This window comes from Arthrobacter sp. YAF34 (assembly GCF_052113245.1).
Taxonomy (GTDB): domain Bacteria; phylum Actinomycetota; class Actinomycetes; order Actinomycetales; family Micrococcaceae; genus Arthrobacter.
In genome coordinates, this window is the sequence record NZ_JBFRCV010000010.1 from 1 (window position 1) to 25,205 (window position 25,205).

The 25,205-nt window shown below is 67.3% G+C and carries 22 protein-coding genes; 14 read left to right on the forward strand and 8 right to left on the reverse strand.

Going from position 1 to position 25,205, the window contains the following annotated elements; translation table 11 throughout:
* Both AB4Y72_RS13150 and nboR read left to right on the forward strand, forming a co-directional pair.
* A partial coding sequence (locus AB4Y72_RS13150) for a transketolase-like TK C-terminal-containing protein (RefSeq protein WP_441426601.1) occupies window positions 1–912 on the forward strand: 912 nt, incomplete at its 5' end.
* A gap of 34 nt (window positions 913–946) precedes the next feature.
* A complete protein-coding gene (gene nboR, locus AB4Y72_RS13155) occupies window positions 947–1,555 on the forward strand; it encodes a nicotine blue oxidoreductase (protein WP_441426602.1) in 609 nt (202 codons plus the stop codon).
* Window positions 1,556–1,584: 29 nt separating this feature from the next.
* Here the strand turns inward: nboR and AB4Y72_RS13160 are convergent, their stop codons facing one another.
* Complete coding sequence (locus tag AB4Y72_RS13160) at window positions 1,585–2,229, reverse strand: uracil-DNA glycosylase (protein WP_441426603.1); 645 nt, start codon at window positions 2,227–2,229, stop codon at window positions 1,585–1,587.
* A gap of 95 nt (window positions 2,230–2,324) precedes the next feature.
* On the opposite strand from AB4Y72_RS13160, the gene AB4Y72_RS13165 reads away from it, so the two are divergent.
* The gene (locus AB4Y72_RS13165; RefSeq protein WP_441426604.1) at window positions 2,325–2,849 is read left to right on the forward strand and encodes a DUF488 domain-containing protein; all 525 of its coding nucleotides are present in this window, start codon (window positions 2,325–2,327) and stop codon (window positions 2,847–2,849) included.
* Between the two features lie 24 nt (window positions 2,850–2,873).
* Here AB4Y72_RS13165 and AB4Y72_RS13170 read toward each other — a convergent pair whose 3' ends face one another.
* From AB4Y72_RS13170 to AB4Y72_RS13190, 5 genes are all read right to left on the reverse strand, one after another.
* Window positions 2,874–3,857 carry an aldo/keto reductase gene (locus AB4Y72_RS13170; protein ID WP_441426605.1) on the reverse strand — a complete coding sequence of 328 codons (984 nt, stop codon included), beginning with the start codon at window positions 3,855–3,857 and terminating at the stop codon, window positions 2,874–2,876.
* A gap of 7 nt (window positions 3,858–3,864) precedes the next feature.
* Window positions 3,865–6,765 carry a molybdopterin-dependent oxidoreductase gene (locus AB4Y72_RS13175; protein WP_441426606.1) on the reverse strand — a complete coding sequence of 967 codons (2,901 nt, stop codon included), beginning with the start codon at window positions 6,763–6,765 and terminating at the stop codon, window positions 3,865–3,867.
* Window positions 6,766–6,767: 2 nt separating this feature from the next.
* Window positions 6,768–7,766, reverse strand: a complete 999-nt coding sequence (locus AB4Y72_RS13180; RefSeq protein WP_441426607.1) for an FAD binding domain-containing protein — start codon at window positions 7,764–7,766, stop codon at window positions 6,768–6,770.
* Window positions 7,757–9,121 (reverse strand): XdhC family protein, encoded by a 1,365-nt coding sequence (locus AB4Y72_RS13185; RefSeq protein ID WP_441426608.1) that lies wholly within the window; start codon window positions 9,119–9,121, stop codon window positions 7,757–7,759. Before AB4Y72_RS13185 ends, AB4Y72_RS13180 begins: the two co-directional genes overlap by 10 nt.
* 72 nt (window positions 9,122–9,193) lie before the next feature.
* Window positions 9,194–9,688, reverse strand: coding sequence for a nucleoside deaminase (locus tag AB4Y72_RS13190; protein ID WP_441426609.1), 495 nt, complete (start codon window positions 9,686–9,688; stop codon window positions 9,194–9,196).
* A 375-nt stretch (window positions 9,689–10,063) separates the two neighbouring features.
* Here AB4Y72_RS13190 and AB4Y72_RS13195 point away from each other — a divergent pair, with 375 nt between their 5' ends.
* Entirely contained in the window at window positions 10,064–11,428 is a 1,365-nt protein-coding gene (locus AB4Y72_RS13195; RefSeq protein ID WP_441426610.1) for an 8-oxoguanine deaminase, read from the forward strand.
* Between the two features lie 46 nt (window positions 11,429–11,474).
* Here AB4Y72_RS13195 and AB4Y72_RS13200 read toward each other — a convergent pair whose 3' ends face one another.
* Window positions 11,475–11,651, reverse strand: coding sequence for a hypothetical protein (locus AB4Y72_RS13200; protein WP_441426611.1), 177 nt, complete (start codon window positions 11,649–11,651; stop codon window positions 11,475–11,477).
* 398 nt (window positions 11,652–12,049) lie between these two features.
* Here AB4Y72_RS13200 and pucL point away from each other — a divergent pair, with 398 nt between their 5' ends.
* Together pucL and AB4Y72_RS13210 are read left to right on the forward strand one after the other, a co-directional pair.
* Window positions 12,050–12,958 (forward strand): factor-independent urate hydroxylase, encoded by a 909-nt coding sequence (gene pucL / locus AB4Y72_RS13205; protein ID WP_441426612.1) that lies wholly within the window; start codon window positions 12,050–12,052, stop codon window positions 12,956–12,958.
* 186 nt (window positions 12,959–13,144) lie between these two features.
* Window positions 13,145–14,650: a nucleobase:cation symporter-2 family protein gene (locus tag AB4Y72_RS13210; protein WP_441426613.1), complete on the forward strand. Its 1,506-nt coding sequence runs from the start codon at window positions 13,145–13,147 to the stop codon at window positions 14,648–14,650.
* Between the two features lie 103 nt (window positions 14,651–14,753).
* Here AB4Y72_RS13210 and AB4Y72_RS13215 read toward each other — a convergent pair whose 3' ends face one another.
* On the reverse strand, window positions 14,754–15,509 hold the full coding sequence (locus AB4Y72_RS13215) for an IclR family transcriptional regulator (RefSeq protein ID WP_116767191.1): 756 nt from the start codon (window positions 15,507–15,509) through the stop codon (window positions 14,754–14,756).
* Window positions 15,510–15,712: 203 nt separating this feature from the next.
* Here AB4Y72_RS13215 and AB4Y72_RS13220 point away from each other — a divergent pair, with 203 nt between their 5' ends.
* The 8 genes from AB4Y72_RS13220 (at window position 15,713) to gcl (ending at window position 25,205) form a co-directional block, all read left to right on the forward strand.
* The gene (locus tag AB4Y72_RS13220; protein ID WP_441426614.1) at window positions 15,713–17,137 is read left to right on the forward strand and encodes an NAD-dependent malic enzyme; all 1,425 of its coding nucleotides are present in this window, start codon (window positions 15,713–15,715) and stop codon (window positions 17,135–17,137) included.
* A 35-nt stretch (window positions 17,138–17,172) separates the two neighbouring features.
* Window positions 17,173–18,771 (forward strand): malate synthase A, encoded by a 1,599-nt coding sequence (gene aceB / locus AB4Y72_RS13225; protein ID WP_441426615.1) that lies wholly within the window; start codon window positions 17,173–17,175, stop codon window positions 18,769–18,771.
* A gap of 66 nt (window positions 18,772–18,837) precedes the next feature.
* The gene (locus AB4Y72_RS13230) at window positions 18,838–20,124 is read left to right on the forward strand and encodes a DUF6986 family protein (protein ID WP_441426616.1); all 1,287 of its coding nucleotides are present in this window, start codon (window positions 18,838–18,840) and stop codon (window positions 20,122–20,124) included.
* A complete protein-coding gene (locus tag AB4Y72_RS13235) occupies window positions 20,121–20,936 on the forward strand; it encodes a bifunctional allantoicase/(S)-ureidoglycine aminohydrolase (RefSeq protein ID WP_116767195.1) in 816 nt (271 codons plus the stop codon). Before AB4Y72_RS13230 ends, AB4Y72_RS13235 begins: the two co-directional genes overlap by 4 nt.
* A gap of 253 nt (window positions 20,937–21,189) precedes the next feature.
* Window positions 21,190–21,351, forward strand: coding sequence for a glycine zipper domain-containing protein (locus tag AB4Y72_RS13240; protein ID WP_202615868.1), 162 nt, complete (start codon window positions 21,190–21,192; stop codon window positions 21,349–21,351).
* A gap of 206 nt (window positions 21,352–21,557) precedes the next feature.
* Window positions 21,558–22,358: a hydroxypyruvate isomerase family protein gene (locus AB4Y72_RS13245; RefSeq protein ID WP_441426617.1), complete on the forward strand. Its 801-nt coding sequence runs from the start codon at window positions 21,558–21,560 to the stop codon at window positions 22,356–22,358.
* Window positions 22,294–23,292, forward strand: a complete 999-nt coding sequence (locus AB4Y72_RS13250; RefSeq protein WP_441426618.1) for a 2-hydroxy-3-oxopropionate reductase — start codon at window positions 22,294–22,296, stop codon at window positions 23,290–23,292. Before AB4Y72_RS13245 ends, AB4Y72_RS13250 begins: the two co-directional genes overlap by 65 nt.
* Window positions 23,293–23,414: 122 nt before the next feature.
* On the forward strand, window positions 23,415–25,205 hold the full coding sequence (gene gcl / locus AB4Y72_RS13255; RefSeq protein WP_441426619.1) for a glyoxylate carboligase: 1,791 nt from the start codon (window positions 23,415–23,417) through the stop codon (window positions 25,203–25,205).

Genomic DNA, 25,205 nt, shown 5'->3' on the forward strand with positions numbered 1-25,205 from the left:
GTCTTCTACTCGATGTTCGGGTTCCAGCGCACCGGCGATTCCTTCTGGGCCGCCGCGGACCAGATGACCCGCGGGTTCATCATCGGCGCCACCGCCGGCCGCACCACCCTGACCGGTGAAGGCCTGCAGCACGCCGACGGCCACTCCCCGATCCTCGCCGCCACCAACCCGGCCGTACTCACCTACGACCCCGCCTTCGGATACGAAATGGGCCACATCATCCGCGACGGCCTGGAACGGATGTATGGCGACACCGCCGCAGGAAGCAACGCCGACCGGAACCTGATGTACTACCTTACGGTCTACAACGAGCCGATCTTCCAGCCGGCCGAACCCGAGAACCTCGACGTCAACGGTGTACTGAAAGGCATCTACCGGGTGTCGGCGTCGGACGTGCCCGGGCCCAAGACGCAGATCCTGGCCTCCGGCGTCTCGGTGCCGTGGGCCCTCGAGGCCCAGCGCATCCTTGCCGAGGACTGGGGCGTCTCCGCCGATGTGTGGTCCGTGACGTCCTGGACCGAACTGCGCCGCGACGGGCTCGCCGCCGAGGAAGAGGCCTTCCTCAACCCCGGCCAGCCCGTCCGCGTCCCGTTCGTCACCCAGCAGCTCGCCGGTGCCACCGGTCCGATCGTCGCGGTCACCGACTACATGAAGGCCGTGCCGGACCAGATCCGGCAGTTCCTCCCGAACGAGTTCGCCTCGCTCGGCGCGGACGGCTTCGGCTTCTCCGACACCCGCGCCGCGGCCCGCCGCTTCTTCAAGAACGACATCCACTCGATCGTGGTGAAGACCCTGCAGCTGCTCGCGGCGAGGGGCGACGTCGAGGAGGGCGCGCCGTCGTACGCCATGGACCGCTACAAGCTCCTGGACGTCAACGCCGGGACCACCGGTGGAGCGGGCGGCGACTCCTGAGCATGGCTTTAGGGGCGCGCGTTAGGGTGGGCAGATGAGCGACAGCGGAGCACCGGCCACGACGGCGGTGCTGCTTGCGGCCGGCGCCGGGACGCGGCTGGGGCTCGGCCCCAAGGCGCTGCTCCGGTTCCGCGGCCGCACGCTCGTTGAAGTGCTCGCTGACGTGCTGTTGGAGGGCGGCTGCCGGGAAGTGGTGGCGGTGCTCGGCGCGGAGGCGGCAACGCTCCGCGCCGTCACCGACCTCAGGCGGCACAAGGTCATCGAAAACCCGGACTGGGAGTCCGGGATGGGCAGCTCCTTCCGGGCCGGGGTTGGCGCGGCGGCTCCGGAGGATCACGTGCTCATCGCGCTCGTGGACCAGCCCGGCCTGACCGCCGGGATCGTCGCCAGGCTGCTGGCGGCCCACCGGCCGGGCAGGGTGACGGCGGCCGCCTACCGCGGCCCGCAGGGCAAGCTGCGGCGGGGACATCCGCTGCTCCTGGATGCCAGCCTTCGCGCTGCGGCCGCGGAAACGGCGACCGGCGACGCCGGGGCGCGTGCCTTCCTGCAGGCCCACCCGGGCCTGGTGGATCTGGTAGATTGCAGTGACTTCTCCGGCGGTGAGGACCTCGACACCCCGGAACAGCTTCACCTGCTGGATTAGGATCCGGCGCGGCAACCAACGCGTTGGTCTTAGCCGGAGGTGCCCAGCAGCTCCTGCAGGCCGCGTTTGAACCCGGACCGGCCGCCATGGGCCGGATGCCTGATCTTCGGCACATCCAAGCCAGCGCGTTGCAGGCTGCGGTGCGCCACATTGCCCACCGCCACCACGGTTTCGATGGGAAACAGCTCTGTCAGCGCCTGCCAAAACGGGGTTCCGAGGGCTGCTTCGGCCAACGTCGGGGTGCGGTTGGACAGCGGCCGTCCTGGCATGTGGGTATGCCACGGGCAGGCACTCCAGAGCAGGGGAAGAAAGTCCAGCTCGGCCAGCACCTCCCACATCACCGTTGCGGTCGGCTCTGCCGCGACCCCGGCGGCCCCCGCCGGCAGCACATAGCCCTTTCCCGGCCCGAACAGCCCGAAGGCATTGGCGGGCCCCTCGAGAATCGTGCGGTTGGTGAAGGGCACGCCGGTGATCCTCATGCCTCGGAACCCGGGCGCCTCACCCACCAGCAACACCTGCGGGGAGCGGGCCAGCATTTCCTGCAGATAGAGACCCAGGTTCTGCCGGCGCTGCGCGTTCTCCGGGATGGCGTGATCGAAGAAGTTGTTGCACCAGGGCCCTGTTTCCACCGAAGCGAGCAGGTCAATGAAGGCATTGATGGAGGATGAAGTCATTCCATGCCCGTTCTCTTAACTGCTGGTGGGTCAATCAGAATATCCGAGCCGCTTCGCCGCCGGCATAGGCTTCCTTGCCGCCTTAGCATGGGGACATGACGGACACGACCATCTTCACGGTGGGGCACTCCACGCATCCCATCGACGAATTCATCGGCATCCTGAAGGCCCACGGCATCAGGAAGCTGGTCGATGTCCGCACCGTCCCGAAGTCGCGGCACAATCCGCAGTTCAATGGGGACGCCCTGGCTGCGAGCGTGCGGGCCAGCGGGATCACCTACCGGCGCATGGCATCCCTTGGCGGCCTCCGGCATGCCCGAAAGGACAGTACCAACGGCGCCTGGCGGAACGCGTCGTTCCGGGGCTACGCGGACTACATGCAGACCGAGGAATTCTCCACGGCCATCGCCCAGCTGATGGAACGCGGGCGGACCAACAATTTGGCGGTCATGTGCGCCGAAGCCGTCCCGTGGCGCTGCCACCGCTCTCTGATCGGTGACGCGCTCCTGGTCCGGAATGTCGAGGTGCTGGACATCATGACGGAAAAGTCTGCCAAACCCCACACCCTGACCCCCTTCGCACGCGTTGAGGGAGTTCGGGTGTGGTATCCGGAAGGCTAATCCTGGTTCTCCGTACAAGAGCCGCTACCAGCGGGGGTGGATCGATTCGCGGAAGTAGCGGTCATAGATTTCCCGGACGCCGACGTCGAAAGTTGCGTCAATTCCGCTGATGCCCGCCGCAGCGGCGTTGGAGCGCGCCTGGTCCACGTTCCGGGCCCCCGGGATCACCGTGCTGACGCCGTCCTGCGCCGCGATCCAGGCAATCGCGGCCTGGGCGGTGCTGACGCCGTCGGGCACCAGTTCCTCGAACTCAGCCACCGCTTTGAGGCCCCGTTCAAAATCCACACCGGAGAAGGTCTCCCCGACGTCGAAGGCGGAACCGGAGCGGTTGTAGTTCCGGTGGTCGTTCTCCGCGAAGAACGTGTCCTTGGTGTACTTGCCGGACAGCAGCCCGGAAGCGAGCGGCACACGGGCAATGATGCCCACACCGGCTGCCTGTGCGGCAGGAAGAACCTCATCCAGGGGCTTGAGCCGGAAGGCATTGAAAATGATCTGCACCGTGGCCGTGCCCGGGTGATGGATGGCTTCCAGCGCCTCGTCGGTCCGCTCGACGCTGACGCCGTAGTTCCGGATGGCGCCGTCGGCCACGAGGGTGTCCAGTGCGTCGTAGACTTCGGCGTTGCTGTACACGGCGGTAGGCGGGCAGTGCAGCTGCACCAGATCCAGGCAGTCCATCCCCAGATTCCGCCGGGAGCGGTCCGTCCATTCGCGGAAGTTGGCCAGGTTGTAGTTTTCCGGCGTCTGTTCCACCCGCCGGCCCATCTTGGTGGCCACAGTGATGTCCAGACCGGGGTTGTCCGCCAGGAACGCTCCGATGGCCTGCTCGCTGCGCCCATCGCCGTAGACGTCGGCGGTGTCGAAGAAGGTGACGCCGGCTTCCGCCGCGGCGGCGAGAACGGCCTGCGCCTGCGCGGGGTCCACGTTGCCCCAGTCCGCGCCAAGCTGCCAGGTCCCCAACCCGACAATCGACACGTTCCGTCCGGTCTTGCCCAACATTCGCTGTTCCATCATCCGACTATAGGCCGTCAGGGCTGTCGAGGTGAGGGACCAGCCCGGCTTCCTTCAGTCCCAGGTAGATCTTGTCGCGGGAGATGGGCAGCTCGGAGAACCTCACGCCGGTGGCGTTCCGGATGGCGTTCGCCAGCGCCGGCGCCACCGGGTTAAAGGGGCTCTCGCTCATGGACTTGGCGCCGAGCGGGCCCAGCTTGTCGCTGGTGTCGGCGAAGTACACCTCGCTGCGCGGCACGTCCGCGAAGGAGGGGATGTGGTACTGCCGGAGGATGTCCGTGGTGACGCGGCCGGCGTCGTCCACCCTGACTTCCTCGTACAGCGCGGCGCCCAGGGCCTGAGCGATGCCGCCTTCGATCTGGCCGCGGCACTGGCGCGGGTTGACCACTACGCCGGCATCGGCCGCCTGGACGCTTTGCAGGATCCGCAGCTCACCAGTCCCGGTGTTCACGGCCACCCGGAAACCCTGGACGTTGAACGCCACGGAGCGCGGCGTTCCGCCCCAATGGCCCTCGGCGGCGAGTTCGACGCCGGCGCGTTCGGCGGCGGCGTAAATTTCCGTCAGCGGCACCCGGGTTCCCTCGCAGACTACGGCGTCCGTCTCCAGCACGCATCCGGCGGCGGGGATCTGCCGGAGTCCGGCGGCGAAGGCCCGGATGCGCACGGCGAGGTCCTCGGCGGCGGCGAGGGTGGCCTTCCCGGCCACCACGGTGCCTGCCGAGCCGAACGCACCGGAGTCGTGGTGGACGAGGTCGGTGTCGGACTGCCGCACAGTGACGCGGACGGCGGTGGTGGACAGGGCTGTGGCGGCGAGCTGGGCGTGGACGGTGGTGGTGCCGTTGCCGAATTCGGCCGTCCCGACGGCGGCGGCGTAGGTCCCGTCGGGCAGGAGCCGGAGCCGTGAGTGGGCAAAGTGGCCGCGCGGGGGGACGGTGTCGATCATGGACAGGGCGGAGCCCTCCCCCGTGACCCAGTCGGGGCCGAGGTCCTCGAGTCCGGCGGCCCGGTAGCGTTCCCGGCCGCGGTCCAGGGCGTCCTGCACCAGCCGGGTGCACTGGTCCAGGCCGTAGCTGCCGTAGAGCACGTCCTCTTCGGGGTCAGGGTGGGTGGAGAGCATGTCGTCGCCCTCGCGGACCATGTTGCGGCGGCGAAACTCCATGGGGTCCATGCCGATCCCGGCCGCGAGCTCGTCCATGCCGGATTCGATGGCGAAGATTACCTGGCTCAGCCCATAGCCGCGGAACGCGCCGGACGGCACCGTGTTGGTATACACGGCGTGGGCATCCACTTTCTTGTTGGCGCAGTTGTACACGGCCAGGGACTCGCCGCAGCCGTGGAACATCACGCCCACGGAATGGTTGCCATAGGCGCCGGCGTTGGTCAGCACGTCCAGTTGCAGCGCCGTCAGTTTGCCCTCGTTGCTGGCGGCGGCCTTGAGGTGGATGGTGAACGGGTGCCGGGTGGTGGCGGCCGCGAACTGCTCGGTGCGGGTGAACTCGAGCTGCACCGGGCGTCGCAGTTTCAGCGCGGCGAGGGCCACGATGTCCTCCGTGAGGACTTCCTGCTTGCCGCCGAAGCCGCCGCCAACGCGGCCGGCCACCACCCGGATCTGTTCTTCCGGCAGGCCGAAGATGCGGCCCAGGGTGCGCCGGACCAGGAAGGGCACCTGGCTGGAGGTGCGGACCTGTAGCCGTCCATCGTCATCGATCGAGGCGATGGCGGCGTGGGTCTCCAGTGCGGTGTGCTGAACCCGCTGGGTCCGGTAGGTCTGCTCGTGGATGAAGTCCGCGGTGGCGAAGGACGCGGCGACGTCGCCCAGTTCGGAGTGCAGTTCGGCCACCACGTTCCGCTCCGGCCTGCCGATGCGGGCTGTGAGGGCGTCCTTGTCCCCGTGGATCGCCGGCGCACCCGGGTGTATCGCGCCTTCGGGCGTGAAGACAGCCTGCAGGACCTCGTATTCAACGGCCAGGGCGCGGACTCCGGCTTCCGCCGCGGCAACAGAAACAGCTACGACGGCGGCGACCTTTTGCCCGATGAACCGTACGACGTCGTCGAGGACCCGGGTGTCATCCGGGTCGTCGGTGTAGTGCTCGTGCTGGGCGGTGGAATACAGCTGAGCCGGGGCGTCCTCATGGGTGAGGACGGCCACGACTCCGGGGACCTGCAACGCTGCGGACTTATCGATGGCGACCACCCGGGCGTGGGCATGCGGGGAGCGCAGCAGCTTCAGGTGCAGCAGTCCGGGCATTTCGTCGGCGGGGACGTCCAAGGTGTAGCGGGCCTGTCCCGTGACGACGGCGAGGCTGGCGGGTGCCGGAACGTCATCGCCCATTTGTCCGGGACGCGGTGCCGGCTGGCTTGGTCCGGCGACCCCGGATCCCGGACCTGCGGCGTCGGGGTGCCCTTCCCGCCCGCAGACAGCGTCTTCGATGGCGCGGTAGCCGGTGCAGCGGCACAGATTGCCCTTGAGGTTCCGCGGCAGGTTCGCCTTCTGCTCGTCGTCGAAGGTGGCCGCCGTCATCACCATGCCCGCCGTGCAGAAACCGCACTGGAAGCCCTGCCGGTCCAAGAACTGCTGCTGCATCGGGTGGAGTGCGGTGGTCCCGGCGGCGCCGCCGCCGGGGGTGTCAGGTCCGCCGGGGTCACAGGTGGCAGCCAGCCCTTCGATCGTGGTGACGGCTCGTCCCTCTGCCCGGACGGCCGGGTAGATGCAGCTGTGCACCGGGGTTCCGTCCACGTGGACCGTGCAGGCCCCGCAGTCGCCGCCGTCGCAGCCCTTCTTGACGCCGAGGGCGCCCTGTTCCCGCAGGAACGTCCGGAGGCACTGGCCCGGCCGCGGGCTGTCCGCTGCCGCAGTCCCGTTGACAACGATGCGGCTGCTGCCGGTGCGGCTGGTGTTGTTGGCCATGATCAGCGCCCCTCCTGCTGTGACTGTGCCAGTGTTGGCGTGGTGGGGCCGGGAGTGCGCCTTGGCGGCCAGAAGTCGCCGGAGACTCGGGCCGGGGCAACCCCTTCGGGCGCAGCCAGCTCCGCCCGGATTTCCTCTGCGAGCCGGTACGTCATGTCCTTCCGCCAGGCCGGCAGCCCGTGGATGTCATCGTGATAGAGCGCGTCCGGGATCGCAGCTTCGAGGGCGGCGGCCAGTGCCGCCGCGGATGGGCCTGCTCCCCGGTCCGCCGTAATGCGTAGCTGAACGGGCCGTTTGGTGGCCGCCGTGACGGTCAGGACCAGTGTGCCGTCGGCGTCGGACCGTCCGATCAGCAGCGCGCCGGACCGCCCCAGGTTGCTCAGCGAGAGCCTGCGGAAGGCCGCCCGCGAGGCCAGTGCCGACGCCGGGAGGTGGATGCTGCGGAGGAGCTCGCCGGGGGCCAGGCAGTTCTTGGCGTCCCCGGTAACGAAGTCGGCCACCGGCACGGTACGGCTGGCGCGGCCGGGGCCGGGGCCGAGAATGGTGGCCGTGCCGTCCAGCGCGGCACAAAGCGAGATCATGGGGCCGGCCGGCAGTGAGGTGCACAGGTTGCCGCCCACTGTGGACATGTTCCAGACTTTAAAGGAGGCCACAAAGGAGTCGCAGCAGGGACGGATCAGGTCCAAGGCCGGCCAGGCGGTTGCGCCGGTGACCACTTCACCCCGGTTCCTCCCTGCAACAAGGGCCAGCGCGTCCGAATCCGGCAGTGCGTACAGTTGTGCAACCGTGCACGTGGCCGCGATCTCGATGCCCGAGTCCGTCACCGTGAGGGCGGGCCAGTCGGTGGCGCTGAGGTCGAGCAGCCGCCGGAGCGGCTCCTTGCCGAAGGCGAAGCTGCCGTAAGAGAACAGGACGGTTCCGCCGGCCAGCCACGCATCGCCGTTGCGCCACTCGCCGGGATCCCCGGTGCGGACCACCGCTTCGATGGTGTTCATATCCATGGTGTCTCCTGGTGCTGCCGGGGTGAGGGGATCAGGGTTGCGGCTTGGGGGGCAGCGGGGCTGCCGCCCCGGTAATGGATCGGACCCGCACCGTCCCTCAAGGACATGCACTGGGCCGAGGGACGATTTGCCCGGGACATCCCGGCCGAAGCTGTACCGCCGCGGTCCGGGCCGTGTCCGCGGCGCGCCAGGACCTCCGCCGTGATGGAGACCGCCACCTCGGCCGGGGTGACGGCTCCGAGGTCTAGGCCGATCGGCGAATGCAGCCGGGACAGTTCCGCGGCGGGCACCCCCGCGGCGAGGAGGGACTCGGCCCGCTGCTGGTGGCTGCGCCGCGATCCCATGGCACCTACATAGGCCAGCTCGAGGCCCAGAGCGGTTTCAAGCAGCGGAATGTCGAATTTGGGGTCGTGTGTGAGGATGCAGACCACGGTCCGGGCGTCGATCCTTCGCGCCGCGGCTTCCTGCGCGAGGTAGCGGTGGGGCCACGCCGTGACCAATTGGTCGGCGCCGGCGAACCTGTCCTGGGCCGCGAAGGCCGGCCGGGCATCACACAGCGTCACGTCATATCCGAGCAGCTTGGCGGCCGGCAGCAGCGCCGCGCCGAAGTCGTTGGCGCCGAAGATCAGCAGCCGTGCCGGCGGACGCCGGCTCTGCACCAAGAGGGTTACAGGCTCGTTGTTCGTGGCCGGAGCCTCCCGGACGCCAGCCGGTCCGCATGCCCGCTCGGCTGCGGGGCCGGACAGGCAGCCGTCCTGCGGGGCGAGCCGGACCAGCCCGGTCTGTCCCCGGCGCAGCAGCGGCTCCAGCTGGGCGGCTGCGGCCTGCACGAGCACGCGGCCCGCCGGGGCATCCCCGCCGGACCGGCCCAGCATCCGGGCCAGCTCGGGGCAGGTTTCGGCCTGGTAGGCGGCGGGCTCCGGGATAACGACGGCGCCGCCGCCGTGCGCGTCGACCCGGCGGATCAGTGCCGCAGGCGTTGCGGGTCCGCGGGCTCCAAGGGCGGCCAGGCTTTCACGCTGCAAGGTGCCTGGTTCCGTACCCAGCGGTTCGATGTGGATTTCCAGTTCGCCGCCGCAGGTAAGCCCGGCTGCGAACGCGTCTTCGGCGCTGTAGCCGAAAACCTCACGGCGGGTGCCGCCGTCGCGGATGGCCTCTAACGCCAACTCCACCACGGCACCTTCCACGCATCCGCCCGACAGGCTGCCCAGGACCTCGCCGGCCTCGGACACAATCATGGACGTTCCGAGCGGCCGGGGAACGGAACCTGCCGCCCCCACCACTGTGGCCACGGCGCACCGCTGCCCGCTAACGGCGGGCTGCCATTTCTGCAAGGACGGCATCAGTTCCAGCATTGCTGCTCCTCCCTTCCCGGTGCGTCGATGGTGTCCATATTCTTGTGCCCGTCATGGGCCGTTGGAAGGCCCTTAGTAGTCAACTCGGGAATCAAGGGCATTCCATGTTGTGAACGGCTTCAGGGCGGCCGGCGCCTGCGGGTCGTGAAGTTCCAGCTTGTGCACAGGCATCAGGGCGTCGCGCTGGTCGTTTTCGAAGAATTCATAGAACACGGCGTCGTCGAAACCCACGGACGCGGCGTCATGCCGGTCCGCCGCGAAGACCACCCGCGACACCCGCGCCCACAGCGCGGACGCCAGGCACATAGGGCAGGGCTCACAGCTGCTGTAAAGGATGGCTCCGGTGAGGGCGAAGGTGCCAAGTTCGCTGCACGCGCGGCGGATCGCGGTGACTTCGGCGTGCGCGGTGGGGTCGTTCAGGGCGGTGACGCGGTTGACGCCGTCGAACGCCTGTCCATCCGCGGTGACAACGACGGCACCGAACGGTCCGCCGTTGTTCAGGACGTTGGCCGTGGCGAGATCAATAGACCTGGCCAGATATGCCTGGGCCGTGGCGGTGGCGCTCATGATGCGGCTCCCTTGTGCTGTGGAAGCCGGTCCGACGAATGGGACGCAATGACCAGTTGCGACGGTTACCAGGCTTCAGCAGCGTACTTTTGAAGGTGTACTTGCGCCTGGTAGATAGCTTCTCCGGAGACCGGGGCCCGCCTTTGGCAAAATCCAGAGTAGCAGCGAAACGTGAGCTGTGCCATAGATTTTTGGAATCTTAGTTTCGTGATGTGAAATTCTGATTTCCGAGTTGTCACACTGCGCACTGTTGACGGGCCCGCCTCCGCCGACCTAGCCTGATCTCCAACCGGCGCCTCGAGCCGGGCGCCTGGATCAGCAGACAGGCCCACACTGAGCTGGCCTTCGCCCCTACGCTCAGACAGGAAATCTGCCATGACCACGCGCCCCTCCGACTCCCGCCTTTGGATCCGCAATCCCCTTGGAGCTTTCGCCGCCAACACCCTCGACGCCTCGGGCGGAATCGTGGTGAGCGGCGGAATCATCGTGGAAGTTCTGGCCGCCGGCCAGCAGCCGTCGGCACCATGCCAGGAAACGTTCGAGGCCGGCAACCACGTCCTGCTGCCCGGCCTGATCAACACCCATCACCACTTCTACCAGACGCTCACCCGTGCCTGGGGCCCGGTGGCAAATGCCCCTTTGTTCCCTTGGCTGCAGAAGTTATACCCGGTATGGGCGCGGCTCACCCCGCGGAACCTGGAACTTGCAGCCACCGTTGCCCTGGCAGAACTCCTGCTTTCCGGCTGCACCACGGCCGCGGACCACCACTACCTCTTTCCCTCCGGCCTGGAAGACGCCATCGACATCGAGGTCTGCGCGGTGCGGAAGCTGGGAATGCGGGCGACCCTCACCCGGGGGTCGATGACCCTCGGGGAGGACGACGGCGGCCTGCCGCCGCAGTCCACCGTGCAGGCGGCGGACGTCATCCTGACGGACAGCGAAAGGCTCATCGGCGAGTACCACGAGCGGGGCAACGGCGCCGTCATCCAGATCGCCCTCGCCCCGTGTTCACCGTTTTCCGTGACGCAGGAGATTATGTCCGACAGCGCCGCCATGGCCGAGCGCCTGGATGTCCGGCTCCACACCCATCTCGCCGAGACGCTGGATGAGGAGGAGTTTTGCCGGGAGAAATTCGGACTGCGCACCGTGGAGTACCTGGAAAGTGTCGGCTGGCTCAGCGGCAGGACCTGGCTGGGGCACGGCATTCACTTCAGCGACGCCGAGATTGCGGCGCTGGGAGCCGCAGGGACCGCCGTCGCGCATTGCGCCACCTCCAATATGCGGCTGGCATCGGGCACCGCTCGGGTGATCGAGCTTGAGGATGCCGGCGTCCCGGTGGGACTGGGCGTGGATGGTTCGGCGTCGAACGACGCCTCAAATATGATCCTTGAGGCGCGGCAGGCACTGTATCTGCAGCGCCTGCGGTACGGCGCCCAGGTGCCGGTGGAACGGGCCCTGGGGTGGGCCACCCGGGGGTCGGCCGCTGCCCTCGGCCGGCCAGACCTGGGCCAACTGGCGCCAGGGATGCAGGCCGACCTGGCCCTCTTCCGGCTTGACGAACTGCGGTTCTCCGGCAGTCACGACCCGCTGGCCGCGCTCTTGCTCTGCGGGGCGGATCGGGCCGACCGCGTCATGGTGGGTGGCCAGTGGCGCGTGGTTGACGGGCAGATTCCAGGGCTGGATATCGCCGGGCTCATCGCGGAGCACTCGGCGGCCGCTCGGAAACTGGTGGGCGGCTAGGGGAACTGGCCGGACATACACCCAGGCGCGGCCGGACGGGACAGCGTCAGGGGCGCCGGCGTCCGAACACAGGCAGCATCCGGAACCAGCGGGAGATGCCGCCGGATTTCCGCTCATGGTCCGCCGGGATGTAGAAGTCCGGGTCTGTGCCGCCGAACGGCAGGTACACATCTTGGCCAGCGGCCGGAAAATCAGCGGCAGCGCCCTTATCCTGCGGGTCCATCGGTTCCTCCTCGTTCCCGGCGCGGCCCCCAGTCCCTCAAGGGCCGCGCCGGGGCTGCATCCAAATTTCCACATTTTGGAAAACTTTTATTGTTATGTGGAAATTTTAGGGAGCGCCGTGACGGCGGTCAAGGGGTGGGGCGGGACCGCCGGGAGGACTGCCAGTCACAATCCGATTTTTGCCAAAGTGATGTACACCACGGCCCGTCGGCGCTAAGGTTTAAACCAATTCGTGGCGTAGGTCACGTAACCTGGGAGCAGCAGGCAGGGTTGTAATGAGCTGACGTCACTGGACGTCGGCTCTTTTTGTTGGGTCGGCTCCATCGGAAACGCGTGCGAAACACGCGCTAATTTCAATGATGGAACCTAGGTTCCACATCACGGAAGTTGGGAATAGCCATGAGCAACAAGATCATCCTCGGCCACAACCAGTACGGAAAGGCCGGAGTCCGGGTCGTCAAAATCACCCGGGACACGGACCGCCACGAGATCGAGGACCTGAACGTCACCTCGCAGCTCCGCGGCGATTTCGCCGCCGCACACCTTGCGGGCGACAACGGTCACGTCGTCGCCACCGACACCCAGAAGAACACGATCTACGCCTTCGCCCGGGAGGGCATTGGCTCGCCGGAAGCGTTCCTTCTGCGGTTGGGCGAGCACTTCACCTCGAGCTTCGACTGGGTCTCCGGAGGCCGGTGGGAAGCTGAGTCGTACGGCTGGGACCGCATCCAGGCGCACGGCGCCGAGCACGACCACTCCTTCGTCCGCAACCGCCAGGAGGTGCGCACCGCGGTATTGGTCCGGGACGGCGCCGACGCGCACCTGATTTCCGGGCTCAAGGACCTCACGGTACTCAAGTCCACGCAGTCCGGCTTTGTGGGCTACCCGCGGGACAAATACACCACCCTGCCGGAAACCACGGACCGCATCCTTGCCACGGACGTCTCCGCCCGCTGGCGCTTCAAGACCGGCACCGACTTCAGCACCACCGATTTCAACAAGAGCTACGACGACGTCAAGAGCCTGCTACTGGAAGGGTTCAGCGAAAACTACTCCCACGCCCTGCAGCAGACCCTCTTCGACATGGGCGCCAAGGTCCTCGAGGCCCACGGAGAGATCGACGAGATCAAGTTCTCCATGCCCAACAAGCACCATTTCCTCGTCGATCTCTCACCGTTTGGCCTCGACAACCCCAACGAGGTCTTCTTTGCCGCGGACCGGCCCTACGGCCTGATCGAGGCGACGGTCCAGCGCGAGGACGCCACCCCCGCGGAGATCGCCTGGAGCGGTATCGCAGGATTCTGCTAGGCCGGTCCGGGAACCGCGCGCTTGCCCGGCGCGACCCCCCGGGTTCTTGTCCGGTCTTCCGGTGCTCCGGCACCGGAAACAGCCGGACAAGAACCCCGGGAAACGGGCCGAATTACTTTGCCACAACTGTTAGCCAGACACCGTTAGCCAGACAAAGACGTCTGCCATGAACCAAGAAAGTCTGCCATGAACACCAAGAAGAAATTAGCCGCGACAGCGGCGCGCGCCGCTCGGTCCGGTCGCCCCGAAGACCAGCGCCTGCCGCTCGGAAGCACATTCGCCTACGGCTTGCAGCACGTTCTCACCATGTACGGCGGAATCATCGCCCCGCCGCTGATCATCGGCGCGGCCGCCGGCCTGTCGTCGCAGGACATCGGCCTGCTGATCGCCGCCTGCCTCTTCGTCGGCGGCCTCGCCACCATCCTGCAGACCATCGGCATCCCGTTCTTCGGGTCCCGACTCCCGCTCGTGCAGGGCGTTTCATTTGCCGGCGTTTCCACGATGGTGGCGATCGTCCACGGCGGTGGCGGCATCCAGGCCGTGTTCGGCTCTGTCATCGCGGCATCGCTGATCGGGCTGCTCATCACGCCGCTGTTCTCGAAGATTATCCGCTTCTTTCCCCCGGTGGTGACCGGTGTGGTCATCACCACCATCGGCCTGACGCTGATGCCGGTTGCCGCCAACTGGGCCATGGGCGGCAACAGCAAGGCGCCGGACTACGGAAGCGTGGCAAACATCGGCCTCGCCGCGGTCACCATGGCGATCGTCCTGCTGCTCAGCAAGGTAGGGAATGCCGCGATCTCGAGGCTGTCGATCCTGCTCGCGATGGTTCTGGGCACCCTGATCGCCTTCGCAGTCGGCATGGCAGATTTTTCCAAGGTGGCCCAGGGCGCAATCGTCGCCTTCCCCACACCGCTTGCTTTCGGCCTTCCCACCTTTGAGGTCGCCTCGATCATTTCGATGCTGATCGTCATCCTGGTCACCCTGACCGAAACCTCGGCCGACATCATTGCCGTGGGCGACATCGTCGGCACCAAGGTTGACTCCAAGCGGATTGGCGACGGTCTCCGGGCGGACATGCTCTCCAGCGCCATCTCGCCGCTGTTCAACTCTTTCACCCAGAGCGCCTTCGCCCAGAACGTGGGCCTGGTTGCCATCACGGGTGTCAAGAGCCGTTTCGTGGTCAGCGCCGGCGGGGTGATCCTGGTGGTCCTCGGCCTGCTTCCCGTCCTGGGTCGCGTCGTGGCCTCGGTGCCGACGCCCGTCTTGGGCGGTGCCGGCGTCATCCTCTTCGGAACCGTCGCTGCAAGCGGCATCCGGACCCTCGCCAAAGTGGAATACCGCAACAACATGAACCTGATCGTCGTCGCGGCGTCACTGGGCTTCGGCATGATTCCGATCGCCGCACCGACCTTCTACGACAAGTTCCCCACCTGGTTCAGCACCATCTTCCACTCCGGCATCAGCTCCGCAGCCCTCATGGCCATCCTGCTGAACCTGCTCTTCAACCACATGAAGGCTGGGAACTCCGAGAACCAGTCGGTCTTCGTGGCCGGTACCGACAGGGTCCTCCGTCAGGAAGACCTTAAATGCCTCGCCGAGGGCGACCGCTACGAGAACGGCAAACTGTTTGACTGCGACGGCAAGGAAGTTCCCGTAGAGCCGTCCAGGATTGCAGCCGACGAGCACTAGGAGCCCATCCATCCCGCACACGGCAGCCACTTGCGGGGCCTACGACCGTAGGCCCCGCTTGTCGTGCTCCCGGATCCGGACGGCGGCGTTGTGCCCCGGCGGATCAGCCCTGCTTGAGCTCGTCCGAGATCGCGCGGGCGGCCTCCCGCAGCAGCGGCACGGCCTTGTCCGCGAACGCCTGGTCCACCCGGGACACGGGTCCGGAGACGGAGATGGCGGCCGGCGTCGGCGCATCGGGGATGGCCATCGCGAAGCACCGCACCCCGACCTCCTGCTCTTCCTCGTCAATGGAGTAGCCGCGCTGGCGGATGAGCTTCAGGTCTTCCAGCAGCGTATCGACGTCGCCAATGCTCTTCGGGGTGGGGGTCGGCATCCCCTGGCGTCCGACGATGCCGCGGACCGTGTCATCGTCCAGCTGGGCCAGGATCGCCTTGCCCATGCCGGTGGCGTGCATGTATCCGCGCTTGCCCACCTCGGTGAACATGCGCATCGAATGCAACGACGGCACCTGGGCGACGTAGATGACCATGTCGGAGTCCAGGACACCCATATTGGCCGTTTCACCCAGGCGGTCCACAAGCGACTTGAGCTGGGGCCTGGCCAGCGAGCCGAGCTGCTTGTTGGCCGCCTCACCCAGGCGGATCAGGCGCGGCCCCAGAGCGTAGCGGCGGTTTGGCAGCTGCCGGATGTACCCCAGGGCAACAAGGGTGCGCAGGAGCCGGTGAATGGTAGGAAGGGGCAGATCGGTGGAATTGGACAGCTCACTGAGGGTGACCTCGCCGCCCGCATCGGTAATCAGTTCCAGAAGTTCGAAGACGCGCTCAACGGACTGCACGCCTCCCGAGGGCTTATCAGCCATAAAGATTCTCTCCTGCGCGTCGGCGTCGACATTTCTTATCCACATCGTGAAAAACAGCTGAAAACCAAAGATACAGCACCCCGCCACCCGGCCAATGACACCACAAGGGTTGTTTTTCCACTAAGCAGATAATAATATCCATAATACGAAAACATTCATGGAAGCGTGAGCGGCCCGTCACGGGCCATACCAGGAGGAACTCAATGGCGAACCCCAGCCCCGGAAATTCGATCACCCTGCGCGTGGAAGCGCCGTCCAGCTTCACCGCCACCAGCGAACTGGCGGCGGCCGTCGGCGCGGCAGGCGCCGCCATCACCGCCCTGGACGTCACCGAATCCCACCACGACACGCTCGTCGTCGACGTCACCTGCAACACCACCGACGACGAGCACGCGGCCCGCGTCAAGGACGCCCTCAACGCGCTCGACGGCGTGAAGGTCCAGCATGTCTCGGACCGCACCTTCCTGATGCACCTGGGCGGGAAGCTCGAGGTGGTCCCGAAGGTCGCCCTGCGCAACCGCGACGACCTCTCCCGCGCCTACACCCCCGGCGTCGCCCGCGTCTGCCTGGCGATCGCGGAGGACCCCTCCGCCGCGAGGAACCTGACCATCAAGCGCAACACCATCGCCGTCGTCACCGACGGCTCCGCCGTCCTGGGCCTGGGAAACATCGGTCCGGCCGCTGCGCTCCCGGTGATGGAGGGCAAGGCCGCCCTCTTCAAGCAGTTCGCCAACGTCGATGCCTGGCCGGTCTGCCTGGACACCCAGGACACCGAGGAAATCATCCGGATCGTCAAGGCCCTCGCCCCCGTCTACGGCGGCGTGAACCTGGAAGACATCGCCGCACCGCGCTGCTTCGAGATTGAAAACCGGCTCCGTGCGGAACTGGACATCCCGGTCTTCCATGACGACCAGCACGGCACCGCGATCGTCACCCTGGCCGCCCTGGTCAATGCCCTGCGCGTGGTGGGTAAGAAGCTCGCCGATGTCAAGATCGTGGTCTCCGGCGTCGGCGCCGCGGGCTCGGCCATCATCCAGTTGCTTAAGGCCCAGGGTGCCAACCACATCATCGCGGCCGGCCGCTCCGGCGCCATCCACCACGGCGCCGAGTACGACGACGAGCACCGCTCCTGGATCGCGGCCAACACCAACGAGGCCGGCTTCTCGGGCACCCTGCACGAGGCCCTCAAGGGTGCGGACGTCTTCATCGGCGTCAGCGCCCCCAACGTGATCGGCGAGGAGCAGGTTGCCTCCATGGCCAAGGGTGCGATCGTCTTTGCCATGGCCAACCCCACACCGGAAATCGACCCGGTGATCGCGTCGAAGCACGCGGCCGTTGTGGCCACTGGCCGCAGCGACTACCCCAACCAGATCAACAACGTGCTGGCCTTCCCGGGCTTCTTCCGCGGGCTGCTCGACGCCGGCGCCTCCGACATCATCCCGGAAATGCTGGTGGCCGCCGCGAAGGCCATCGCCAACCGTGTGGCGGACGAGGAACTGAACGCCAGCTACATCATCCCCAGCGCCTTCGACCCACACGTTGCCGCCGACGTCGCCGCCGCCGTCGCCGCAGCGGCGCGCGAGAACTCCGCGCACGCCGCCACCCCCGCCGTTCCGGCCCACGCCTAATCCACAGCCTTATTCAAGCCCAGGAAGGACCAGAAATGGCTCTCACCGTCACCGATCCCCAGCCCATCGACCGGGCCGGGGAAATCCTGACCCCGGAGGCTCTCGCCTTCGTCGAGGAACTTCACCTTCGCTTTGCCGGAACCCGTGCCGAACTTCTCAAGGCCAGAGCCGTCAAGCGCGAGCACGTGGCACGGACCGGCCGCCTGGATTTCCTGCCGGATACCCAGGAGATCCGCGACGCCGACTGGAGCGTGGCTCCGGCACCGGCAGCCCTGCAGGACCGCCGGGTCGAGATGACCGGGCCGGCCGCCCCGGCCAAGATGGCCATCAACGCGCTGAACTCCGGTGCAAAGGTGTGGCTCGCCGACCTCGAGGACGCCAGCACGCCCACCTGGTCCAACGTGGTCGAATCGATCCTCAACCTCCGCGACGCCGCCGAGGGAACACTGAAGTACACCTCGCCCGAAGGCAAAGAGTACGCGCTGCGCACCGACGCCCCGCTCGCCGTCGTGGTGGCCCGGCCCCGCGGCTGGCACATGGGCGAACGGCACCTGCTGATCGGCGGGGAACACACGATCGGAGCCCTGGTGGACTTCGGCCTGCACTTCTTCCACACCGCCAAGCGGCTCCTGGAGAACGGCCACGGACCGTACTACTACCTGCCCAAGATGGAGAGCCACCTCGAGGCACGGCTGTGGAACGAGATCTTCGTCTTCGCGCAGGACTATCTCGGCATCCCGCAGGGCACCATCCGCGCCACCGTCCTGATCGAGACCATTCCGGCGGCCTTCGAGATGGATGAGATCCTCTTCGAACTCCGCGACCACGCCTCCGGCCTGAATGCCGGACGCTGGGACTACCTGTTCAGCATCATCAAGTACTTCCGGGACGCCGGCGAGAGCTTTGTCCTTCCCGACCGGGCCAGCGTCGCCATGACCGCACCGTTCATGCGGGCCTACACCGAACTCCTGGTCAAGACCTGCCACCGCCGCGGCGCCTTCGCCATGGGCGGCATGGCGGCGGTAATCCCCAACCGGCGCGAACCCGAGGTGACCGCCCAGGCCTTCGAGAAGGTCCGGGCGGACAAGACCCGCGAGGCCACCGACGGCTTCGACGGCTCCTGGGTGGCGCACCCAGACCTGGTGCCGATCTGCCGCGAGGTGTTCGACTCAGTCCTGGGTGCGCGGCCCAACCAGCTGGACAAGCAGCGGCCCGAGGTCAGCGTCACCGCCGAGCAGCTTCTGGACATCCGTTCCGCCCAGGGCCAGGTGACCGAGGCAGGCATGCGCCTGAACCTCTACGTCGCCGTGGCCTACACCGCCGTCTGGATCTCCGGAAACGGCGCCGTAGCCATCCACAACCTGATGGAGGACGCCGCCACGGCCGAAATCTCGCGCTCCCAGGTCTGGCAGCAGATCCGCAACCACTCGGTGCTCGCCGACACCGGCGGGACCGTCACCCGCGAACTGGTGTCCGCCATCCTCGCCGAGGAGACCGAGAAGCTCCGCGGCGAGGTGGGCGAGGACGCTTTTGCGAAGCACTACCTTCCGGCCAGCCGCCTGATCGGCGACATCTGCCTGTCCGAGGACTACACGGATTTCCTCACCACCCCGGCCTACGAGCTGGTGGGCTGAGGGATGGCAGCCACCTCCCCCGGCGCCGGACTACGGCCACAGGCACAGGGACGGAGCCAGGGTCCGGTGACGCCGTCCCTCTCCGGGGCCGACCTCGCCAGGATCGACGCGCAGCTCGCCGACACCGACCGGCTGCTGGAGCGCAACTACCCGGGCGACGACGGCTCCCGCCAGCCCGTGCACACCGTCTACGTTCCCGCCGACCGCTTCAGCCCGGAGTTCACCTCCGACTGGGGCGCCCAGGCCCTCGCCGCGCTGGACGCCCGCGGCGGCGTCGAAAGCCTGTGCGCACTGCAGGGCCAGGACGCCGGCCTGGCGGGAGCCGTCTCGCCCCGGGTCCGGGCCAAACTCTCAACCGAGCCCGTCGAGGACCTCCGGCTGGACTTCGAGGACGGGTTCGGGGACCGGGGCGACGACGCCGAGGACACCGCCGCTGTTGCCGCGGCGTCCGCCGTGGCCGCCGCCGTCACCGCCGGCACCGCGCCGCCGTTCATCGGAATCCGTTTCAAGTGTTTCGAAGCCGCCACCCGGGCCCGGGGACTGCGGACCCTGGACCTCTTCGTGTCGCAGCTGGCCGCGGCCGGCGAACTCCCGGATGGGCTCATCCTCACCCTGCCCAAGGTCACCACCGTGGCGCAGGTGGAGGCCATGGCCTTCGCCGTGTCCCGGCTCGAGGACGTCCACTCGCTCCCCGCGGGCCGGCTCCGGTTCGAGGTGCAGGTGGAAACGCCGCAGCTCATCCTGGGCCCGGACGGGACATCTCCGGTGACGCGCCTGCCGCACGCGGTGCCCGGCCGGATCAGCGGGCTGCACTACGGAACGTACGACTACTCCGCGTCGCTGCAGATCTCGGCCGAATACCAGTCCATGGAACATCCCGTGGCGGACTTCGCCAAGGAAGTCATGCAGCTTGCCGTGGCCGGCACCGGCATCCGGCTCTCCGACGGCTCCACCAACATCATCCCGGTGGGCGACAACGTGGAACAGGCCTGGCAGCTCCACGGGCGGCTGGTCCGCCGGTCGCTGGAACGCGGCTACTACCAGGGCTGGGACCTCCACCCCGCCCAGCTGCCCAGCCGGTTTGCCGCGACTTACGCCTTCTACCGGCAGGGGCTCCCCGCTGCCGGTGCCCGGCTCCGCAATTACGTGGAACAAACCGGCGGCGGCGTCATGGATGAGCCCGCCACCGCACGCGCCCTGGCAGCCTTTGTGCTGCGCGGCGTCCAATGTGGCGCTGTAGGCGCCGATGAAGTCCTCGCGCTGGCCGGCGTCGGACTTACGCAACTCACCGTGCTGGCCCACCCGCGGCTGGCCAACTCCTCAACCCTCTCTGCAGAAGGAACCCACCCATGAGCAACTACTTTTCCCCCGAAGGCGGCCTGCCGCCACAGACCCAGCTTCTCACCGACCGCGCCGTGGTCAAGGAGGCCTACACCGTCATCCCCAAGGGGGTGCTGCGCGACATCGTCACCAGCAACCTTCCCGGCTGGACCAACACCCGGTCCTGGATCATCGCCCGGCCCATCGCCGGCTTTGCCACGACGTTCTCGCAGCTGATTGTCGAGGTGGGCCCGGGCGGCGGCAGCGACAAGCCCGAGGCAGAGGCCGGCGTCGAAGGCGTGATCTTCCTGACCAAGGGCGAACTGACACTGACCCTCGACGGCGAAATCCACCACCTCGAGGCCGGCGGCTATGCCTACCTCGCCGCCGGCTCGGACTGGAAAGTGTCCAACGACTCCGCCGGCGAGGCCGCCAGCTTCCAGTGGATCCGCAAGGCCTACGAGCCCCTGGAAGGCTTCACGGCCAAATCCTTCGTCACCCGTGACCAGGACGTCGAGCCCCGGCCCATGCCGAACACCAACGGCGCCTGGGCCACCACCCGCTTCGTGGACCCCGACGACCTCGCCCACGACATGCACGTCAACATCGTCACGTTCCAGCCCGGGGCGTCCATCCCCTTCGCCGAAACCCACGTGATGGAACACGGACTCTTCGTCCTGGAGGGCAAAGCCGTCTACCGCCTCAACGACGACTGGGTGGAAGTCGAGGCCGGCGACTTCATGTGGCTCCGGGCCTTCTGCCCGCAGGCCTGCTACGCCGGCGGCCCGGGTCCGTTTCGCTACCTGCTCTACAAGGACGTCAACCGCCAGATCCGCCTGACCTAAGGCAGGTCCGCGCCGTACCGGTGCACGCACTGCTGGTCCGCACATTGCTGCTCCAGCGAGTGCCGTTCCGCGCTGTGCTGAAATCACCCTGTGGAGTCCGCCCCGCCTGGCGGGGCGGACTCCTTCGTGGCTCCCGACTCCTTCGTGGCTCCCGACTCTTTCGTGGCTCCGGGGCCGTGCGCGCCTCCGCACCAAATGAGGTTCCCAAGCCGGAAGCCCTTGCGGGCCGGGCGATGCTTGCTAGCCTGAGGCTGTGAAGTACGAATCCCTGTGGATCGGAATGCTCCTTGGCGCGGCCCTCGGCTTCGCCATCGGAGTCACCACCGTCGACAAGCCGTTCACAGGCCTGCTGATCGGCCTGGGCATCGGCGCGCTCGTGGGCTTGGCAGCCCGGAAAGATCCCACGAAGCGGTAGAACCACCCTTCGCCGGATCCGCAGCACCCCCGCGCCCCTCCTGGACATATGCCGCTTGACGCGCACCCCTTGACTCTCCTGCCCTACCTTCCCTACACTTTTCATAAAGCAGAATCTAAATTCCACAAAGCGGAAATCGCAAGAGACGGTCTGCAAGGCAACGAAGCCCGGGATCCAGCTCCCGCCCACACCGGAAGGAACCCACAATGACGTACACCGTGAACTGCTCCATCCTCCTGACGGAGCTCCCTCTCCTGGAACGCCCGGCCGCGGCGAAGGCCGCCGGTTTTGACGCCGTCGAATTCTGGTGGCCCTTCGAGACCTCCGTCCCTACCGACGCCCAGGTCACCCGGTTCGAGAACGCCATCACGGACGCCGGCGTGCAGCTCACCGGCCTGAACTTCAACGCCGGCGACATGCCCGCGGGAGACCGGGGCTTCGTGTCCTGGAAGGGCCGCAGCGCCGAATTCAACGACAACATCGACGTCGTCGCCGGGATCGGCGCGCGACTCGGCTGCACCGCCTTCAACGCCCTGTACGGCAACCGCCAGGAGGAGCACTCCCCCGAGGAACAGGACGAACTCGCCGTACAGAACCTGGCCGCCGCAGCCGCCGGAGTCGCCCGGATCGGCGGAACCGTCCTGCTGGAGCCGGTCAGCGGCGCACCCCGCTACCCGCTGCTGACCGCGGCGGATGCTCTCGACGTCATCGCCCGGGTCAACAACGAAACCGGCGCGGAGAACATCAAGCTCCTGGCCGACTTCTACCACCTGGCGGTCAACGGTGACGACGTCGCTGCCGTCATCGAAGGGCACGCCAAAGACTTCGGCCACATCCAGATCGCCGACAGCCCCGGCCGCGGCGCCCCCGGAACCGGGACCCTGCCGCTGGGCGAATGGATCACCCGCAGCCGCGAACTCGGCTACGAGGGCTACATCGGCCTTGAATACAAGGAACCGGCGGAAACCGCCTTCGCCTGGGCCATCCGCCAGCACGCCGCAGGCTAGTCCCCGCCCGCACGCACGCACCCGCGCTAACAAGACTTCAGTAAAGGAAAGAACAATGAGCAACGTTGCAGTGATCGGACTCGGCATCATGGGCCTGCCCATGGCCATCAACCTCGTCAAGGCCGGCCACACGGTCACCGGCTTCAACCGCAGCCAGGACAAAATCGACAAGCTCGTCTCCGAAGGCGGTCGCGGTGCCGGCAGCATTGCCGAGGCCGTCAAGGACGCCGACGTCGTCATCACCATGGTGCCGGACTCCCCCGATGTTGAAGGCGTCGTCGGCGGCGCCGACGGCGTGTTCGCCAACGCCAAGCAGGGCACGCTCTGGATCGACGCATCCAGCATCCGCCCCGACGTCGCCAAGCGTTTGGCCGACGACGCCAAAGCAGCCGGGATCCGTCCCCTCGATGCCCCCGTATCCGGCGGCGAACAGGGCGCGATCGACGCCGCGCTGTCCATCATGGTGGGCGGCGACGCCGCTGACTTCGAGGCCGCCCAGGACGTCCTGACGGCCGTCGGCAAGACCATCGTCCACGTCGGCCCGTCCGGTTCCGGCCAGACCGTCAAGGCAGCCAACCAGCTGATCGTCGCGGTCAACATCGAGGTCCTGGCCGAGGCGATTGCCTTCCTCGAGGCCTACGGCGTGGACACGGACGCCGCCCTCAAGGTCCTCGGCGGCGGACTCGCCGGCTCCAAGGTCCTGGATCAGAAGGGCCAGAAGATGCTGGACCGCAACTTCGACCCCGGATTCCGCCTGGCCCTGCACCACAAGGACCTCGGCATCGTCACCTCCGCTGCCCGCGAGGCCAACGTCGCCGTCCCCCTCGGCGCCGTCGTCGCACAGCTCGTCGCCGCCACCGTCAACCAGGGCGACGGCGGACTCGATCACTCGGGCCTCTTCAAGCAGGTCCTCCAGCTCAGCGGTCGAAAGTAACCCAGGCCGGAAGTAAGCAGCCCGGCGACAGGCCGGAACCAAGCAAAACAGGGCAACCGCCGTCGTACTTCACGACGGCGGCTCCCCCTCCACACCCAAAACAGACTTTCAAGGAGCACACCATGACGAAGATGCGCACTGTTGACGCAGCCGTCGCCATCCTGGAAAAGGAGGGCGCCACCGAGGCGTTCGGCCTGCCAGGGGCGGCAATCAACCCGTTCTATTCCGCGATGCGGGCCCACGGCGGCATCCGCCACACCCTGGCCCGTCACGTTGAGGGCGCCAGCCACATGGCCGACGGCTACTCGCGTGCAGCGGACGGCAACATCGGCATCTGCATCGGCACGTCCGGCCCCGCCGGCACGGACATGATCACGGGGCTGTACGCAGCCTGGGCAGACTCCATCCCGATGCTCTGCATCACCGGCCAAGCCCCGGTCGCCAAGCTGCACAAGGAAGACTTCCAGGCCGTGGACATCGAGTCCATCACCAAACCCGTCACCAAGATGGCCATGACCATCCTGGAGCCCGGCCAGGTTCCCGGCGCCTTCCAGAAGGCCTTCCAGCTGATGCGCTCCGGCCGTCCGGGCCCGGTGCTGCTGGACCTGCCGATCGACGTTCAGATGGCCGAGATCGAGTTCGACATCGAGACCTACGAGCCGCTGCCGGTTGAGAAGCCCAAGGCCAGCCGCAAGCAGCTGGAAAAGGCACTGGACATGCTGACGGCCGGCGAACGCCCGCTGATCGTGGCCGGCGGCGGCATCATCAACGCCGGCGCCTCCGAGCAACTGGTGGAACTGGCCGAACTGCTGGGCGTTCCGGTCATCCCCACCCTGATGGGCTGGGGCGCGATCCCGGACGGCCACGCCTTGATGGCCGGCATGGTGGGCCTGCAGACCAGCCACCGTTACGGCAACGAGAACTACCTGCGCAGCGACTTCGTGATCGGCATCGGCAACCGCTGGGCCAACCGCCACACCGGCGGCCTGGACACCTACACGGCAGGCCGGAAGTTCGTGCACATCGACATCGAGCCCACGCAGATCGGCCGCGTGTTCTCGCCGGACCTGGGCATCGCGTCCGACGCCGGCGCCGCCCTGGCCGGGCTGGTGGACCTCGTCCGTGAGCGCAAGGCTGCCGGCTCGCTGCCGGACTACAGCGCCTGGGCGGCCGAGTGCGCCGAGCGCAAGGCCAGCCTGCACCGCAAGACGCACTTCGAGAACATCCCGATCAAGCCGCAGCGCGTGTACGAGGAGATGAACAAGTCATTCGGCAAGGACACCACGTACGTCTCCACGATCGGCCTGTCCCAGATCGCCGGCGCCCAGATGCTGCACGTGTTCGGCCCGCGCAAGTGGATCAACGCCGGCCAAGCCGGCCCGCTGGGCTGGACCGCACCGGCCGCCCTGGGCGTTGTCCGCGGCAAGCCGGACCAGACCGTTGTTGCCCTGTCCGGTGACTACGATTTCCAGTTCATGATCGAGGAGCTGGCCGTGGGCGCGCAGTTCAACCTGCCGTACATCCACGTGGTGGTCAACAACTCCTACCTGGGCCTGATCCGCCAATCCCAGCGCGGCTTCAACATGGAACAGAACGTGTCCCTGGCGTTCGAGAACATCAACTCCACTGATCTCTCGGCAACGGCAAGCGGCTACGGCGTGGACCACATCAAGGTGGCCGAAGGCCTGGGCTGCAAGGCCGTCCGCGTGGAGGACCCCAACGACCTGGCGTCCGCTTTCGACAAGGCCAAGGCCCTCGCCGGCGAATTCAAGGTTCCCGTGGTGGTGGAAGTGATCCTGGAAAAGATCACCAACATCTCCATGGGTGTGGAGATCAACGCGGTCAACGAGTTCGAGGCCCTGGCCGAGACCGCTGCCGACGCCCCCACCGCCATCCTGGCGATGCAGGCCTGA